14 protein-coding genes and 1 riboswitch are annotated in these 15,018 nt (G+C 63.0%); of the genes, 6 read left to right on the forward strand and 8 right to left on the reverse strand.

Annotated features, from left to right (window positions below; translation table 11 throughout):
* Positions 1–87: 87 nt before the first annotated feature.
* A riboswitch (cobalamin riboswitch) is annotated at positions 88–310 on the reverse strand.
* Between the two features lie 134 nt (positions 311–444).
* A complete protein-coding gene (locus IFT76_RS03620) occupies positions 445–1,758 on the forward strand; it encodes a PQQ-dependent sugar dehydrogenase (RefSeq protein ID WP_192057434.1) in 1,314 nt (437 codons plus the stop codon).
* 39 nt (positions 1,759–1,797) lie between these two features.
* Here IFT76_RS03620 and IFT76_RS03625 read toward each other — a convergent pair whose 3' ends face one another.
* The 5 genes from IFT76_RS03625 to IFT76_RS03645 form a co-directional block, all read right to left on the reverse strand.
* A complete protein-coding gene (locus IFT76_RS03625) occupies positions 1,798–2,343 on the reverse strand; it encodes a C40 family peptidase (protein ID WP_122478911.1) in 546 nt (181 codons plus the stop codon).
* A 108-nt stretch (positions 2,344–2,451) separates the two neighbouring features.
* Positions 2,452–3,087, reverse strand: a complete 636-nt coding sequence (locus tag IFT76_RS03630; protein ID WP_122478913.1) for a C40 family peptidase — start codon at positions 3,085–3,087, stop codon at positions 2,452–2,454.
* A gap of 313 nt (positions 3,088–3,400) precedes the next feature.
* Positions 3,401–4,105, reverse strand: a complete 705-nt coding sequence (gene hda, locus IFT76_RS03635; protein ID WP_122478914.1) for a DnaA regulatory inactivator Hda — start codon at positions 4,103–4,105, stop codon at positions 3,401–3,403.
* A gap of 155 nt (positions 4,106–4,260) precedes the next feature.
* Complete coding sequence (locus IFT76_RS03640; protein WP_122478916.1) at positions 4,261–5,334, reverse strand: AI-2E family transporter; 1,074 nt, start codon at positions 5,332–5,334, stop codon at positions 4,261–4,263.
* An 81-nt stretch (positions 5,335–5,415) separates the two neighbouring features.
* Positions 5,416–6,459, reverse strand: a complete 1,044-nt coding sequence (locus IFT76_RS03645; RefSeq protein WP_192057435.1) for a DUF2066 domain-containing protein — start codon at positions 6,457–6,459, stop codon at positions 5,416–5,418.
* Positions 6,460–6,704: 245 nt separating this feature from the next.
* On the opposite strand from IFT76_RS03645, the gene purM reads away from it, so the two are divergent.
* From purM to IFT76_RS03670, 5 genes are all read left to right on the forward strand, one after another.
* The gene (purM, locus tag IFT76_RS03650) at positions 6,705–7,763 is read left to right on the forward strand and encodes a phosphoribosylformylglycinamidine cyclo-ligase (RefSeq protein WP_122478920.1); all 1,059 of its coding nucleotides are present in this window, start codon (positions 6,705–6,707) and stop codon (positions 7,761–7,763) included.
* On the forward strand, positions 7,763–8,410 hold the full coding sequence (purN, locus tag IFT76_RS03655) for a phosphoribosylglycinamide formyltransferase (RefSeq protein ID WP_192057436.1): 648 nt from the start codon (positions 7,763–7,765) through the stop codon (positions 8,408–8,410). Before purM ends, purN begins: the two co-directional genes overlap by 1 nt.
* A gap of 8 nt (positions 8,411–8,418) precedes the next feature.
* Positions 8,419–9,129, forward strand: coding sequence for a DUF3108 domain-containing protein (locus IFT76_RS03660; RefSeq protein WP_122478924.1), 711 nt, complete (start codon positions 8,419–8,421; stop codon positions 9,127–9,129).
* 328 nt (positions 9,130–9,457) lie between these two features.
* A complete protein-coding gene (locus IFT76_RS03665; protein ID WP_122478926.1) occupies positions 9,458–10,810 on the forward strand; it encodes a dicarboxylate/amino acid:cation symporter in 1,353 nt (450 codons plus the stop codon).
* 242 nt (positions 10,811–11,052) lie between these two features.
* Positions 11,053–11,235 (forward strand): hypothetical protein, encoded by a 183-nt coding sequence (locus IFT76_RS03670; RefSeq protein ID WP_122478927.1) that lies wholly within the window; start codon positions 11,053–11,055, stop codon positions 11,233–11,235.
* 54 nt (positions 11,236–11,289) lie between these two features.
* On the opposite strand, the gene IFT76_RS03675 is transcribed toward IFT76_RS03670, so the two are convergent.
* Genes IFT76_RS03675 through relA form a run of 3 tightly spaced genes read right to left on the reverse strand, consistent with a single transcriptional unit; the run spans position 11,290 to position 14,973 of the window.
* On the reverse strand, positions 11,290–11,832 hold the full coding sequence (locus IFT76_RS03675) for a DUF2058 domain-containing protein (RefSeq protein WP_122797447.1): 543 nt from the start codon (positions 11,830–11,832) through the stop codon (positions 11,290–11,292).
* A 26-nt stretch (positions 11,833–11,858) separates the two neighbouring features.
* Entirely contained in the window at positions 11,859–12,692 is an 834-nt protein-coding gene (gene mazG, locus IFT76_RS03680) for a nucleoside triphosphate pyrophosphohydrolase (protein ID WP_122478930.1), read from the reverse strand.
* 37 nt (positions 12,693–12,729) lie between these two features.
* Positions 12,730–14,973 (reverse strand): GTP diphosphokinase, encoded by a 2,244-nt coding sequence (relA, locus tag IFT76_RS03685; RefSeq protein ID WP_122478932.1) that lies wholly within the window; start codon positions 14,971–14,973, stop codon positions 12,730–12,732.
* Positions 14,974–15,018 lie beyond the last annotated feature (45 nt).

Below are 15,018 nucleotides of genomic sequence, written 5' to 3' on the forward strand. Positions count from 1 at the left end.
AATGCCGCTCTCCCCGCGCGACAGTACATGGGTCAGGGCACGGCCCGGCGCAACGACGCCCGAGAGTGAGCGCCGGCCCTGCAGCGTGCAGTAAAGGTGGACCAGGCCGGTCTCCGGGCTCACGAGCGGGGCTGTACACACCCAGGCCACACGCCTTCCCGAATCACTTCAGTGGCATCGTGTGCAGCCTTGACTCGTCTACCGTTGCGGGGGCAGCGCCGGGATGGCGCGTCGAACGCTGCGCACCGGCTTCCCTGTTTCACTCGTCTGGATCGTCCGATCGCCGAGCACCTGGAACAGCCGCGCAGGTTAGAGGGTTGAGCCAGGAGCGTCAATTGATCCGCAGCACCTGATCCCCTGCTGCCGCTGACCGGCAACGCGGTTGAACCTTGCCAACCGCCAGTGCCTCTACCTTCTGTGAACAAAACCTCAGAGAGCCCGACCATGCACAAGACCCGCCTCGCTACATTGATCCTGCTGGCTGCCGGCCTTGCCGCCTGTGGCGAAACATCGTCATTGCAGGTCAGCGACGGGACGGGCCCCTCGCCCAAGCTGCCCGAGCCCAACAAGACGCTGATCCCTACCGTCAACATCGCGCCGGCGGTGGGCTGGCCCGAAGGTGGCAAGCCAACGGCGGCGCCCGGCACCCAGGTGGCCGCATTCGCCGCAGACCTGGACCACCCGCGCTGGCTTTACGTGCTGCCCAACGGTGACGTGCTGGTGGCGGAAACCAACTCGCCGGCCAAGCCCGACGACAGCAAGGGCATTCGCGGCTTCGTCATGGAGAAGGTGATGAGCCGGGCGGGCGCTGGCGTGCCCAGCGCCAACCGGATTTCGCTGCTGCGCGACAAGGACGGTGATGGCGTGGCCGAAACCCGTACCGTCTTCATCGCCAACCTCAATTCGCCGTTCGGCATGACCCTGGTCGGCAACGATTTCTATGTGGCGGACACCGACAAGCTGCTGCGCTTCAAATACACCGATGGCGCCACCTCGATCAGCGGCGCGGGCAAGAAAGTCGTGGACCTGCCGGGCGGCACGCTCAACCACCACTGGACCAAGAACGTCATCGCCAGCCCAGATGGCAAGAAGCTGTACGTCACCGTTGGCTCCAACAGCAACGTGGGCGAGAACGGCATGGATCAGGAACAAGGCCGCGCAGCAATCTGGGAAGTGGATGCTGCCACGGGCCAGCACCGGATTTTCGCCTCCGGCCTGCGCAACCCCAACGGCATGGCCTGGGAACCCAAGACCGGCAAGTTGTGGACGGCGGTCAACGAGCGCGACGAGATCGGCAGCGACCTGGTGCCGGATTACATCACCTCGGTCAAGGATGGCGGTTTCTACGGCTGGCCCTATAGCTATTACGGGCAGCATGTAGACGTACGCGTCGAGCCGCAGAATCCCGAACTGGTGGCCAAGGCCATCGCGCCGGACTATGCAGTCGGGCCGCATACGGCATCGCTGGGCTTGAGTTTCGCCGACGGCAGCGGATTGCCTGCCCCCTTCACTACGGGCGCACTGATCGGCCAGCATGGATCGTGGAATCGCAAGCCGCACAGCGGCTACAAGGTGGTGTTCGTGCCGTTCGTGGACGGCAAGCCGAGCGGCCAGCCCATCGACCTGCTCAGTGGCTTCCTCAATGGCGACGAGAAAGCCATGGGTCGCCCGGTTGCGGTACTGCCCGACCACAAGGGCGGTGTGCTGGTTGCCGACGATGTGGGCAACAAGATCTGGCGAGTCACTGCCGCCAAGTGATCGAGCCTGGCCGGGGCGAGATCACTCGCCCCGTTCGGGTCACGGATTGCGCGCCAGCTGGCCGGGTTGCAGCACCCGCTTGGCGTTGAGATAGGCTTTTTGCCAATAGGGCTTGTTCAGATAATCGAGCTTGACCGTGCCGCCGCTCGACGGGGCATGCACGAAACGCCCCTCCCCTACGTAGATACCGGCGTGACTGACTTGCGAGCCACCGCTGGTGGCAAAGAACACCAGATCCCCGGACTGCAGGTGCGACTGGTCGACATCCGGCGAGCGCATCACGATCATTTCCCGCGTCGAGCGCGGCAGGGCAATGCCGGCGGCATCGCGATAAACGAAGCTGATCAGGCCGCTGCAGTCGAACCCGGAGTCGGGCGTATTGCCTCCCCAGCGGTACGGCGTGCCCACCAATCCCAAGGCCCGAAACAAGACGTCGTCGGCGGCGCCGACCATGTCGTTGTTGGGATTCATGACGATCGGGTTGATGACCTTGGGCCTGACTACCTTGGCCGGAGGCGCACTGGCGCAGCCGGCAAGCACGGCAGCCAATGCGATTGAAGCGAAAACGCGTGCCTGGGTAGACATGTACCGAACCATCCTGAGCCGACTGCCGTAATAGACTAGATTCATTACCCGAAAACACAAACGGCGCTGAGGTTTTCACCTCACCGCCGCTTTGTTGCGCTGCATCTGTTATTTGCTGGAGATCATCGTGGTGGGCGCCATGGCCAGGGCCCGCTTGGCCTCGATGAAAGTCTTGCTCCAGTAGCTGTCGCCCAGGCTGTCTACGCGAACGCCACCGCTGCGGCGGCTGCTGGAGTGGATGAACTGGTCATCGCCCAGGTAGATGCCGGCATGGCTGACACGACCACGGCCGTTGGTGCTGAAGAACAGCAGGTCACCGGGCTTGAGCTTGTTGCGGGCAACCAGTGGGGCCTTGACGTTGATCATCTCGCGAGTCGAGCGCGGCAGGTTCATGCCCGCCTCTTCGCGAAACAGATAGCCGATGAAACCACTGCAATCGAAGCCGGAAGCCTTGTCGGTGCCGCCGAAACGGTAGCGGGTACCGATCAGGGATTTGCCACGCTCAAGGATGCTGTCGGCCAGGATCGGCAAGCTGTAGCCCTTGCTGCCGTCGAACTGGGCCAGCTCGTCTTCGGTGGCGATTTCTTCTTCGAACAGCAGCGAGGCTTTCGAAGGGGATTGATGCGGCTGGACGGCGGTGACCGGGTCCAGGACCTGCTGCTGGGAGACCGGCGCTTGCGCCGCGCAACCGACCAGAAGGGTCAACAGTGCGATGGGCACGAGGGGTGCTAAGCGATTGAGCATGGGCACGACCGTGACGAGGAATAGTGAAAGAGAAGCGACTATACCTGTATCGCGATTATTTGCAAATTCAATCGAACGAAATGTGACTCAGGAGAATTACGGTGACATCTAACGCCCCATTTTGCAGCCCCGCTCGCACCGCGTTGCACAATAATGACGCCGAATCCCCGAATTCATTGGCCGAAAGATAATCGCAAAATGCCACCATCATGACTGGACGTCTATACAGATAAGAATGCTGCAGAGGCGGACTTAGAACCGATTGGAACACCGGTGAAACAGGTCATAGAGCGGCTGAATCGACCTGCCTTTTCTACCACCCCAGCGTTTCCTTGAGGAAAGGGATGGTCAGCTTGCGCTGCGCCTGCAGCGAGGCCTGATCGAGGCGCTCGAGCAGCTCGAACAGTGCACTCATGCTGCGCGTTCCACGGGTGAGAATGAAATGGCCGACCTCATCGGTCAGGTGCAGGCCGCGACGCGACGCACGCAGCTGCAGGGCGCGCAGTTTGTCCTCGTCGGACAGCGGGCGCATCTGGAAGATCAGGGCGAGGGTCAGGCGCGACTTCAGGTCGGCAAGCTTCACCGGCAGTTCGCGGGGCGAGTGGGACGCAGCGATCAGCAGCCGGCGGCCACTGTCGCGAAGGCGGTTGAACAGGTGGAACAGGGCTTCTTCCCACTCCGGCTTGCCGGCCACCACATGCAGGTCATCCAGGCACACCAGCTCGTACTGGGCCAGATCATCGAGGATGCCGACGCCACGATCGAGCAGTTCGGCCAGCGGCAGGTACACCGCCGGTTCGCCCAGTTGCTCGAAACGCAGGCAGGCTGCGTGCAGCAAATGAGTGCGCCCTACCCCGTGCTTGCCCCACAGGTAGATGAGGCTTTCGGTCCAACCGGCGTCGGCTTCGCACAGGCGCTCGACGTAGCCGAGTGCCGCGGCATTGGCGCCTGGATAGTAATTGATGAAGGTCGCGTCATCCCGCAGACGCACACCTAGGGGCAGCTGAATCGGTTTCATGCTGGCTGAACAGCCCTGGGATCGAGCTGCAACGGGCCTCAATGTGAAGTGTGCAAAGTCTATACCTGCCCGGGCAGCCGCACAATGCGCAACACTGCTTGGAAAATCAAAGGTTTACAGTTTGGCTGCAGCGAGCCCCGCAGGGCCCGCCGCGCTCACAGGTCTGGATCCTCGGAGCCGGCGTAGATGTTCGAGTCCTTGTACAGGTCGTGCATGTGCCGCACCAGGACCATGATCACTGCAGCCACCGGCAGCGCCAGCAGCACGCCGGTGAAACCGAACAGCTCGCCGCCGGCGAGAATGGCGAAGATCACCGCCACCGGGTGCAGACCTATGCGGTCACCTACCAGCAAAGGTGTGAGCACCATGCCCTCCAGCGCCTGGCCGATCATGAATACGGCGACGATGGCGATCATGTGGAACGGGTCCAGGCCGAACTGGAACAGGCCGGCGATGATCGCCGAACCGATGCCGATGACGAAGCCCATGTACGGCACGATGGCCGCAAGCCCGGCCACGACGCCGATCAACAGGCCCAACTGCAGGCCCACCAGCATCAATCCGGTGGCGTAGATGACACCCAGGGCCAGCATCACCAGCAGCTGTCCACGCACGAACGCGCCCAGCACCTCGTGGCACTCACCCGCGAGGCGCACGATCTGCCCTTCCCGTTGTCGTGGCAGCAGGCCGCGGATTTTCGCCATCATCAGGTCCCAGTCGCGCAACAGGTAAAAGGCGACTACGGGGATCAGCACGAAGTTGGCCAACCACGCCATGAACGCCAGACCGGACGCCGTGGCCTGGGACAGGATCACCCCGACCACATCGGTGGTCTGTCCCATATGGCTGCTGATGGCGGCCTTGATCTGGTCGAATTTCCAGAATCCTTCAGCCAGGCCCAGCCGCGTCTGCACCCATGGCAGCGCCGAATGCTGCAACCAGTCGAGCATCTGCGGGGCCATCTGGTACAGGCTGACCAACTGCTTGGCGAGCATGGGGATGAGCACCAGCAGCGCCAGCACCAACAGCAGCGTGAACAGGGCGAACACCACCACCACGCCCCAGGTGCGCGACAGCTTCCATTTCTCCAGTCGATCGACCAGCGGATCCGCCAGATAAGCCAGCAGGATGCCTACCAGAAAAGGCGAGAGAATCGGATGCAGCAGGTAGAAGAACACGCAGAGCAGCAGCACTGCTCCCAGCCAGAACCAACGGCGCATATCAGTCATCGGACAGCCCAGCTATATATAGAAGAGACAAAACGGGAATTGGGTGCGACGCCAGTGCGGCGCCGCACTGGCGTCGCCGGCTTACCAGCGAAAGCTCAGGTCCGGCGCGGGCTGGGGCGCTGGCGCCGGCGCGCCGGGAGCCGCCTGGGCATCGACCGGTACCACGGGCGCCTGGTACGGCACCTCCTGCAGCTTGGCCAGGCCCAGTTGCGCGCGCAACTGCTCGGCACTGCCCGTCACGCGGTAGACGACCTTGTCGCCGTCCACCGTGCGCAGGCGCGCACCGTAGGATTCAAGCAGGCGACCCATCTGCGCGTAACGCTCCAGTTTCATGCCTTCGACTGCCAGGGTCATTTCGCTGCTGGCGCCGGGCTTGGCCACGAAACGCGTGGCCAGGCGCTGACTGACGGCCAGCAGCACGGCATCGGCAAGGGCCGCCTGGTCGGCGCCCTCGGCCTTGCCCTGTTCGCGCTGGTTGCCCAGCCACAGGCGCCAGGTGCCCGACCATTTGCCTTCCTCCTCGCGCGCATGCACAGCCAGCAGGCCATCGGCACCGTAGCGCTCGGACGCGCCACGCAGCGCCGCCGGGTCGCTGGCTTCGAGGTTCTGCGCAGTCCCCACGCCCTGCTCGCCGAGGTCGGCCAGGGGCAGGCGCAATGGCAGACCGCGATGCTGAGCGGCGCGGCGCAGCGGCTCGGCGGCGGATTGGCCGTCACCGACCAGGCTGCTGCCCTCGACGCTGTCGCTCAACCACCAGCCCAGGATCGAAGGCCGATTGCTGCCCCAGGTCGGCAGACCCGCCGAGCGCAAGGCGGTGTCGGTGCTGGCCATGTCGAAATCGACCTGCAGTGACTCGGGCGGGCCTGCATCGTAGCCGTACTGGCTGATGATCTGCTGTGGATCCTTGCGCACGCTGGCCAGGCCTGGGCTGGCAAACGCCTTGGCGTCGCCGGTCAGGCGCAGCACCAGGGTTTCCAGCGCACGCTGGGTGGCCTGGGTACGCTCTTCGGGCGTCTGGCTGGCCACGGGCTCGCGCACCTGATACAGGTTGCTGATTGTTTCGGCGTGCAGCGGCACGCTCGACAGGGTAATGCAGGTGGCTAGCAGGTAGTGGCGCAGACGCATGGACGTTTCCCGACGGTAATAGCGGATTGAGGCTGTGACCGTACAATCGGCAAAAAGCTCAGTGGTCAAGCTCGGCGCCCAATGTAGCATGCCCGCGCGCGCCTTGGCTGCGGGCGGGCGCAAGCCGGCAATGGCACAACCGTCGAACCGCGCTGGTGACGTTCGGACAAGCCTGATAAAATCGCGCGCCTTCGTGGATCGACGACGGTCGACTCCCCCGACTCCCTCCTTTAAAGGCCTGGATCATGAGCAATAAACCCTCCGTGAGCTACAAGGACGCCGGTGTAGACATCGACGCCGGTGAAGCATTGGTCGAACGCATCAAAGGCGTCGCCAAGCGTACCGCGCGCCCCGAGGTCATGGGCGGCCTGGGCGGTTTTGGTGCCTTGTGCGAAATCCCGGCCGGCTACAAGCAGCCCGTGCTGGTGTCGGGCACCGACGGCGTGGGGACCAAGCTGCGCCTGGCACTGAACCTCAATCGCCATGAAAGCATCGGCATCGACCTGGTTGCCATGTGCGTCAACGACCTGGTGGTGTGTGGCGCCGAGCCGCTGTTCTTCCTCGACTACTACGCCACCGGCAAGCTCAACGTCGACACCGCCGCCACCGTGGTCACCGGCATCGGCGCCGGCTGCGAACTGGCCGGTTGCTCTCTGGTAGGCGGCGAGACGGCCGAGATGCCGGGCATGTACGAAGGCGAAGACTACGACCTGGCCGGCTTCTGCGTGGGTGTGGTCGAGAAGGCCGAGATCATCGACGGCAGCAAGGTCGCCAACGGCGACGCGTTGATCGCCCTGCCGTCTTCGGGCCCTCACTCCAACGGCTATTCGCTGGTGCGCAAGATCATCGAAGTCGCCGGTGCCGACATCGAGACCGTCGAGCTCGACGGCAAACCGTTGACCGACCTGCTGATGGCACCCACGCGCATCTACGTCAAACCCCTGCTGCAACTGATCAAGGACACCGGAGCCGTCAAGGCCATGGCCCACATCACCGGCGGCGGGCTGCTCGACAATATCCCGCGGGTCCTGCCCAAGGGTGCCCAGGCCGTGGTCGACGTCGCCAGCTGGCAGCGTCCTGCGGTGTTCGACTGGCTGCAGCAGCAGGGCAACGTCGATGAGCACGAGATGCATCGCGTGCTGAACTGCGGCGTTGGCATGGTCATCTGCGTGGCCCAGGCCGATGTCGAGAAAACCCTGGCGTCCCTGCGCGCCGCCGGCGAGCAACCTTGGGTCATCGGTGAAATCGCCCAGGCCGCTGAAGGTGCCGCACAGGTCGAACTGAAGAACCTCAAGGCTCACTGATGCCTTCGACCTGTAACGTCGTGGTGCTGCTGTCGGGCACCGGCAGCAACCTGCAGGCCCTGCTCGACAGCCTGCAGGCAGGCAACCCCGCCCGCATCGCCGCGGTGGTTTCCAACCGGGCCGATGCCCTTGGCCTGCAGCGCGCACGCGATGCAGGCATCGAGGCACGCGTACTGGAGCATCAGGGGTTCGCCGACCGCGAAGCCTTCGATGCTGCCCTGATCGACCTCGTCGACCAGTACCAACCCCACCTGGTGGTCCTCGCCGGCTTCATGCGCATCCTCAGCCCGTCTTTCGTGCGTCACTACCAGGGCCGTCTGCTCAACATCCATCCCTCCCTGCTGCCGCGTCACAAGGGTCTGCATACCCACCGTCGCGCGCTCGAGGCCGGGGACCGGGAGCATGGCTGCAGCGTGCACTTCGTCACCGAGGAACTCGATGGCGGGCCACTGGTCGTACAGGCAGTGATTCCGGTACAGTCGACCGATACGCCAGACACCCTGGCGCAACGGGTGCATGCCCAAGAACACCAGATCTACCCGCTGGCAGTGCGCTGGTTCGCCGAAGGCCGTGTGCGCCTGGGCAAACAGGGTGCACTGCTCGATGGCCAGCCGTTACCGGCTTGTGGCCATTTGATTCGACTCTAGGAGTTTATATGCGTCGCGCCCTGCTCTTCGCCGTTGCCCTGCTGGCCCTTCCGCTTCACGCCGCAGAGCTCAAGCCCTTTTCCGCCAGCTACACGGCCGACTGGAAACAGCTGCCCATGAGCGGCACCGCCGAGCGCAGCCTGAGCAAGGGCGCCAACGGCGATTGGACGCTGGCATTCAAGGCCTCGATGATGATCGCCAGCCTGAGTGAAGTCAGCACCCTGCGTGTCGACAAGGAAGCCATGCTGCCCGAGACCTACAATTTCGAACGTGGCGGGCTGGGCAAGGCCCGCAAGGTCAACCTCGACTTCGACTGGGCGGCCAAGAAGGTCACCGGTACCGACCGTGGCGACCCGATCAACCTGCCCCTCAACACCGGTGTCCTGGACAAATCCACCTATCAGCTGGCTCTGCAGCACGACGTTGCCGCAGGTAAGAAGAGCATGAGCTACCAGGTGGTCGATGGCGACGAGATCGACACCTACGACTTCCGCGTGCTGGGTACCGAGAAGGTCGAGACCAAGGCAGGCCAGGTCGACGCGATCAAGGTCGAGCGCGTGCGCGATCCCACCCAAAGCAAGCGCATCACCGTGCTCTGGTTCGCCAAGGATTGGGACTACCTGCTGGTGCGCCTGCAGCAGGTCGAGACCGACGGCAAGGAGTACAACATCATGCTGCAGGACGGCACGGTGGACGGCAAATCGGTAAAAGGCAGCTGAGTGGCTGCCTTGCGGTAACGACAAGGGCCCTGCGGGGCCTTTTTTGTGGGCGGATATCCGCCACGGTTTCGGCGCAGGGAGGCGCACAGGGCGGATTCCCGCCACTTGTACAGCTATGTGACGACAACCATACGCCTGCCCAGGCCGCAGCCACCCGTGTTGTGCCATCAGTACGCAACTATGGCACGGCACCTGCAATACATTCCGCAGAGGTTTGCCACCGTGCAACTCGCCCACAACAAATCCCTCCAGACAGGAGGGTTCGTGCTTTAGGTGTCGCGAACACTCCGGAACGGGTGCCAGGCGATACACTTGAGGAACTCGCAAAATGACGACTCGTCAGCCGCTGTACAAATCGCTGTATTTCCAGGTGATCGTCGCGATCATCATCGGTATTCTGATCGGCCACTTCTACCCTCAGTTCGCGGTCAAGCTCAAGCCTTTCGGCGACGGCTTCATCAAGCTGATCAAGATGGTCATCGCCCCCATCATCTTCTGCACCGTGGTCAGCGGCATCGCCGGCATGCAGAGCATGAAGTCGGTCGGCAAGACCGGTGGCTACGCCCTGCTGTACTTCGAAGTCGTCTCGACCCTGGCGCTGATCATCGGCCTGGTCGTGGTCAACGTGGTCCAGCCCGGTGCCGGCATGCACGTCGACGTATCGACCCTGGACGCCAGCAAGATCGCCAGCTACGTTTCGGCAGGCGCTGACCAGAGCATCGTCGGCTTCATCCTCAACGTGATCCCGAACACCATCGTCGGCGCCTTCGCCAACGGCGATATCCTTCAGGTATTGATGTTCTCGGTGATCTTCGGTTTCGCCCTGCATCGCCTGGGTGCCTACGGCAAGCCGTTGCTGGACCTGATCGATCGCTTCGCCCACGCCATGTTCAACATCATCAACATGATCATGAAGCTGGCGCCGCTGGGTGCGTTCGGTGCCATGGCCTTCACCATCGGCGCCTACGGTGTCGGTTCGCTGGTGCAGCTGGGCCAGCTGATGATCTGCTTCTACGTCACTTGCGTACTGTTCGTGCTGCTGGTGCTGGGCGCCATCTGCCGCGCCCACGGCTTCAGCGTGGTCAAGGTGATCCGTTACATCCGTGAAGAACTGCTGATCGTTCTCGGCACTTCTTCCTCGGAATCGGCACTGCCTCGCATGCTGATCAAGATGGAACGCCTGGGTGCGAAGAAGTCGGTAGTAGGCTTGGTCATTCCGACTGGCTACTCGTTCAACCTGGACGGCACCTCGATCTACCTGACCATGGCCGCCGTGTTCATCGCCCAGGCGACCGACACCACCATGGACCTGACTCACCAGATCACCCTGCTGCTGGTACTGCTGCTGTCCTCCAAGGGCGCTGCCGGTGTCACCGGTTCGGGCTTCATCGTGCTGGCCGCTACTCTGTCGGCCGTTGGCCAACTGCCGGTCGCCGGCCTGGCACTGATCCTGGGTATCGACCGCTTCATGTCCGAAGCACGCGCACTGACCAACCTGGTCGGTAACGCGGTTGCCACGCTGGTGGTTGCCAAGTGGGTAGGCGAGCTGGACGAGAAAGTCCTGCAGACCGAGCTGGCTTCCGGTGGCCGCGCCATCGTCGACGGCCGTCCGGAAGACGACCTGGGCGTTGCCGAAGGCCGTGATGCCGACACCACGCCACAGAGCACTACCCTGCGCTGATCCTGTGCAGCGATAAAAAAAACCCATCTTCGGATGGGTTTTTTGTTGGATGAAATTTGTTTCACAGCACTGAACCCGCTGCGACAATCCGCCGCAGCGCACGCCCCATGGGCGTTTGCCGATTGCTGCTGTTTTGGTAAAAAACTGTTGCAGGATTCGTCTGTTTACTTAGCAAGCTACCCAACTCTATAACAAAGACCTGCACACGCCAGGTTGCAGATATTCGAGAAAGGAGCTTTCCCATGACTGTAAAAGTGACCGAACGCGACGAAGCCCATATGTCCCACGAAGGCGTGGCGGCAGGCATCCAGATCTGGGATGTCTATCAGCAGGACCTGTTGGTAGGGATGTTCCACAACGAGAACGATGCCCACAGCTACAAGAACGAACTGGAAACACTCGAAAGCCAACGCGCTTCGAATTGACCGTTCGCCGCGCAAGAAAAACCCCGCTCAGGCGGGGTTTGTCGTTTCAGGGCGTTACCACATCAGGTCGTCCGGAATCTTGTAGGCGGCGTATGGATCTTCTGCCGACTCGACTTCTTCGGTGGCCACATTGAGCATGACGATGCGCTGCGGCGCGCGCTCCTGGACCTTGAGCGCGGCCTCGCGCGGAATCACCTCATAGCCTCCGCCATGCTGCACGATCGCCAGCGAACCGTTGCTCAGCTTGCTGCGCATGAGGTTGTTGACCGACAGGCGCTTGACCTTCTTGTCGTCGACGAAGTTGTAGTAGTCCTCGGTGGTGAGCTTGGGCAGCCGGGTCGCCTCGATCAACTGCTTGACCTGCGCGGCGCGGGCCTTCTCCTCGACCTTGTCCTGCTGCTGGCGATTGAGCTCCTGGTCGCGGCGCGCCTTCTCGGCCATGGCTTGCTGGGCGATACGCTGCTGCGTGTCGTCCACCTCGACCTGGCCCTTGTTCTCCAGACGCTTCTGCTTCTGCTTGTCCTTGCTGACTTGCTTGACCTGCTTCTGGTTGACCAGTCCAGCTTTCAACAATTGGTCGCGGAGGGAAAGGCTCATGGTGTTCTGCTCACTTATAAAACGGCTCAGCCACAGCTGGGCAGATTCTGTTCCTGACGTTTGGCCTCGCCCCACAGGGCGTCCATGTCTTCCAGGGTGCAATCTTGGATGTTGGTATGGGTGTCGCGCAATGCCTGCTCGATGAAGCGGAATCGCCTGTCGAACTTGACGTTGGCACCGCGCAGGGCATTTTCCGGGTCGACCTTGAGGTGACGGGCCAGATTGACCACACTGAACAACAGGTCGCCGATTTCTTCGGCCACCGCTGGCGCATCGTCGGCGGCCATGGCCTCCAGTACCTCGTCGAGTTCTTCCCGGACCTTGTCGAGCACCGGCAGCGGTCCCGGCCAGTCAAAACCGACAACCGCGGCACGCTTCTGCAACTTGGCAGCACGCGACAACGCCGGCAGCGCTGCGGGCACGTCGTCGAGCAGCGACAGCTGCTCGCCCGCCCCACCCTTCTCGGCACGCTCCTGGGCTTTGATTTCTTCCCAGCGCTGCTTGACCTGTTGCTCGTCCAGCTGCGGCGTGTCCAGGGCCGCGTAGAGCTCGCCGGTGGGGAACACGTGGGGGTGGCGGCGAATCAGCTTGCGGGTGATGCCATCGACCACGCCATCGAACTCGAAACGGCCTTCCTCGCGCGCCAGCTGGCTGTAATAGACCACTTGGAACAGCAGGTCGCCAAGCTCGCCCTGGAGGTGCTCGAAGTCCTCGCGTTCGATGGCGTCGGCCACCTCATAGGCTTCTTCCAGGGTGAACGGCACGATGCTGGCGTAGGTTTGCTTCACATCCCACGGGCAACCGTGCTGCGGATCACGCAGCCGGGCCATGAGGTTGAGCAGGTCTTGCAGTGTGTACATGCTCGGGCTCTTTGCAAAGGTGTCGGGATCCGCCGGTTCACGGCGTCCGGTTACGGCGTGTCTCGATGATGTTCGGCAACTGCGAGATGCGTCCGAGCAGGCGTCCGAGGGCGTCGAGGCCGGGGATCTCGATGGTCAGCGACATCAAGGCGGTGTTGTCTTCCTTGTTCGAGCGGGTATTGACCGCCAACACGTTGATCCGCTCGTTGAGCAGGATCTGCGAAACGTCGCGCAGCAGGCCCGAACGGTCGTAGGCACGGATGATGATATCGACCGGATAGGTCAGCACCGGCACCGGGCCCCAGCTGACCTGAATGATCCGCTCCGGCTCGCGCCCGCCCAGTTGCAGCACCGATGCGCAGTCCTGGCGGTGGATGCTCACGCCGCGGCCCTGGGTGATGTAGCCGACGATGGCATCGCCCGGCAGCGGCTGGCAGCAGCCGGCCATCTGCGTCATCAGGTTGCCGACGCCCTGGATCTGGATATCGCCGCGCTTGCCAGGCTTGTAACCGGTGGCCTTGCGGGTGACCAGCTCCATCGGCTCGTTGCCGCGTTCGGGTTCGACCAGTTGCTGCGCCGAATTGACCAGATGCGCCAGGCGCAGGTCGCCCGCGCCGAGGGCGGCGAACATGTCCTCGGCGCCCTTGTGGTTGGCCTTTTCGGCCAGCTGGTCGAAGTCGACCTGAGGCAGGCCCAGGCGACTGAGCTCGCGCTCGAGCAGCGACTTGCCGGCGGCGACGTTCTGGTCGCGGGCCTGCAACTTGAACCAGTGGACGATCTTCGCCCGTGCGCGGGACGTGGTGACGTAGCCAAGGTTGGAGTTGAGCCAGTCACGGCTGGGCGTGCCGTGCTTGCTGGTGATGATCTCGACCTGCTCGCCGGTGTTCAGGCTGTAGTTGAGCGGGACGATGCGGCCGTTGATCTTGGCGCCGCGGCAGTTGTGACCGATCTCGGTGTGCACGCGGTAGGCGAAGTCCAGGGGCGTGGCGCCCTTGGGCAGGTCGATGGCGTGGCCGTCGGGGGTGAACACATAGACTCGGTCGGGTTCGATGTCGACCCGCAACTGGTCGGCGAGGCCACCGATGTCGCCCAGCTCCTCGTGCCATTCCAGCACCTGGCGCAGCCAGGAGATCTTTTCTTCGTATTGATTGGACCCGGACTTGACGTCGGTGCCCTTGTAGCGCCAGTGCGCGCAAACACCCAGCTCCGCCTCTTCGTGCATGGCGTGGGTGCGAATCTGCACTTCAAGCACCTTGCCCTCGGGGCCGATCACCGCAGTGTGCAGCGACCGATAGCCGTTCTCCTTGGGGTTGGCGATGTAGTCGTCGAACTCCTTGGGGATGTGCCGCCAGAGGGTGTGCACGATGCCCAGCGCGGTATAGCAATCGCGCATTTCCGGAACCAGCACGCGAACCGCGCGCACGTCGTAGATCTGGCTGAACTCCAGGCCCTTGCGCTGCATCTTGCGCCAGATGGAATAGATGTGTTTTGCCCGCCCGCTGATGTCGGCCTTGACCCCGGTGTCGAGCAGTTCGTTGTGCAGCTGGCTCATCACCTCGGTGATGAAACGCTCGCGATCCAGGCGGCGTTCGTGCAGCAGCTTGGCGATCTGTTTGTATTGGTCGGGCTCCAGGTAGCGGAACGACAGGTCCTCGAGTTCCCATTTGATGTGGCCGATGCCCAGTCGATGCGCCAGCGGTGCATAGATGTCGAACACCTCGCGGGCCACGCGGTTGCGCTTTTCGTCGTCGGCGCTCTTCACCGCGCGGATCGCGCAGGTACGCTCGGCCAGCTTGATCAGCGCCACGCGGACATCGTCGACCATGGCCACGAGCATCTTGCGCAGGTTCTCGACCTGTACCTGCGAGCCCAGCACCATGGACTGGCGCGGGCTGAGGCTGGCGCTGATGGCCGCCATGCGCAGCACGCCGTCGATGAGCTTGGACACGGTGCTGCCGAAGCGCCGGCCGACCTCTTCCAGGCTCGCCTTGCCCTCGCGGACCGCGCGGTAGATGACCGCGGCCATGAGCGAATCCTGGTCGAGCTTGAGGTCGGCGAGAATCTCGGCGATCTCCAGCCCCGCCTGGAAACACGACGTGCCGTCGGCCCAGGAATGCTGGGCCGGGTTGCCGACCAGTTCGGCGGCCTGGGCGAACTCGCAGGCCTGCTTCAGGGCCTCGCGATCCAGCACCAGATCCACGCTGACGATATGATCCAGCCATGCATCGAGATTGATACTGCCGTCGGTGTTGATCGGCTGGCGTGCTCTCACCTGTACCATCTTGCTTACCTTTCCCTACAACACGCCGAAGCGCATCAACAGTCG

It is taken from the genome of Pseudomonas sp. CFBP 13727 (genome assembly GCF_014841915.1).
Taxonomy (GTDB): Bacteria; Pseudomonadota; Gammaproteobacteria; order Pseudomonadales; family Pseudomonadaceae; genus Aquipseudomonas; species Aquipseudomonas baltica.

Coding starts and splice junctions, on each gene's coding strand:
- IFT76_RS03660 (WP_122478924.1), top strand. CDS start 8,419: ATGCGTCGCGCCCTGCTCTTCGCCGTTGCCCTGCTGGCCCTTCCGCTT.
- IFT76_RS03645 (WP_192057435.1), bottom strand. CDS start 6,459: ATGCGTCTGCGCCACTACCTGCTAGCCACCTGCATTACCCTGTCGAGC.
- IFT76_RS03670 (WP_122478927.1), top strand. CDS start 11,053: ATGACTGTAAAAGTGACCGAACGCGACGAAGCCCATATGTCCCACGAA.
- purN (WP_192057436.1), top strand. CDS start 7,763: ATGCCTTCGACCTGTAACGTCGTGGTGCTGCTGTCGGGCACCGGCAGC.
- hda (WP_122478914.1), bottom strand. CDS start 4,105: ATGAAACCGATTCAGCTGCCCCTAGGTGTGCGTCTGCGGGATGACGCG.
- mazG (WP_122478930.1), bottom strand. CDS start 12,692: ATGTACACACTGCAAGACCTGCTCAACCTCATGGCCCGGCTGCGTGAT.
- IFT76_RS03625 (WP_122478911.1), bottom strand. CDS start 2,343: ATGTCTACCCAGGCACGCGTTTTCGCTTCAATCGCATTGGCTGCCGTG.
- IFT76_RS03675 (WP_122797447.1), bottom strand. CDS start 11,832: ATGAGCCTTTCCCTCCGCGACCAATTGTTGAAAGCTGGACTGGTCAAC.
- IFT76_RS03620 (WP_192057434.1), top strand. CDS start 445: ATGCACAAGACCCGCCTCGCTACATTGATCCTGCTGGCTGCCGGCCTT.
- IFT76_RS03640 (WP_122478916.1), bottom strand. CDS start 5,334: ATGACTGATATGCGCCGTTGGTTCTGGCTGGGAGCAGTGCTGCTGCTC.
- IFT76_RS03630 (WP_122478913.1), bottom strand. CDS start 3,087: ATGCTCAATCGCTTAGCACCCCTCGTGCCCATCGCACTGTTGACCCTT.
- relA (WP_122478932.1), bottom strand. CDS start 14,973: ATGGTACAGGTGAGAGCACGCCAGCCGATCAACACCGACGGCAGTATC.
- IFT76_RS03665 (WP_122478926.1), top strand. CDS start 9,458: ATGACGACTCGTCAGCCGCTGTACAAATCGCTGTATTTCCAGGTGATC.
- purM (WP_122478920.1), top strand. CDS start 6,705: ATGAGCAATAAACCCTCCGTGAGCTACAAGGACGCCGGTGTAGACATC.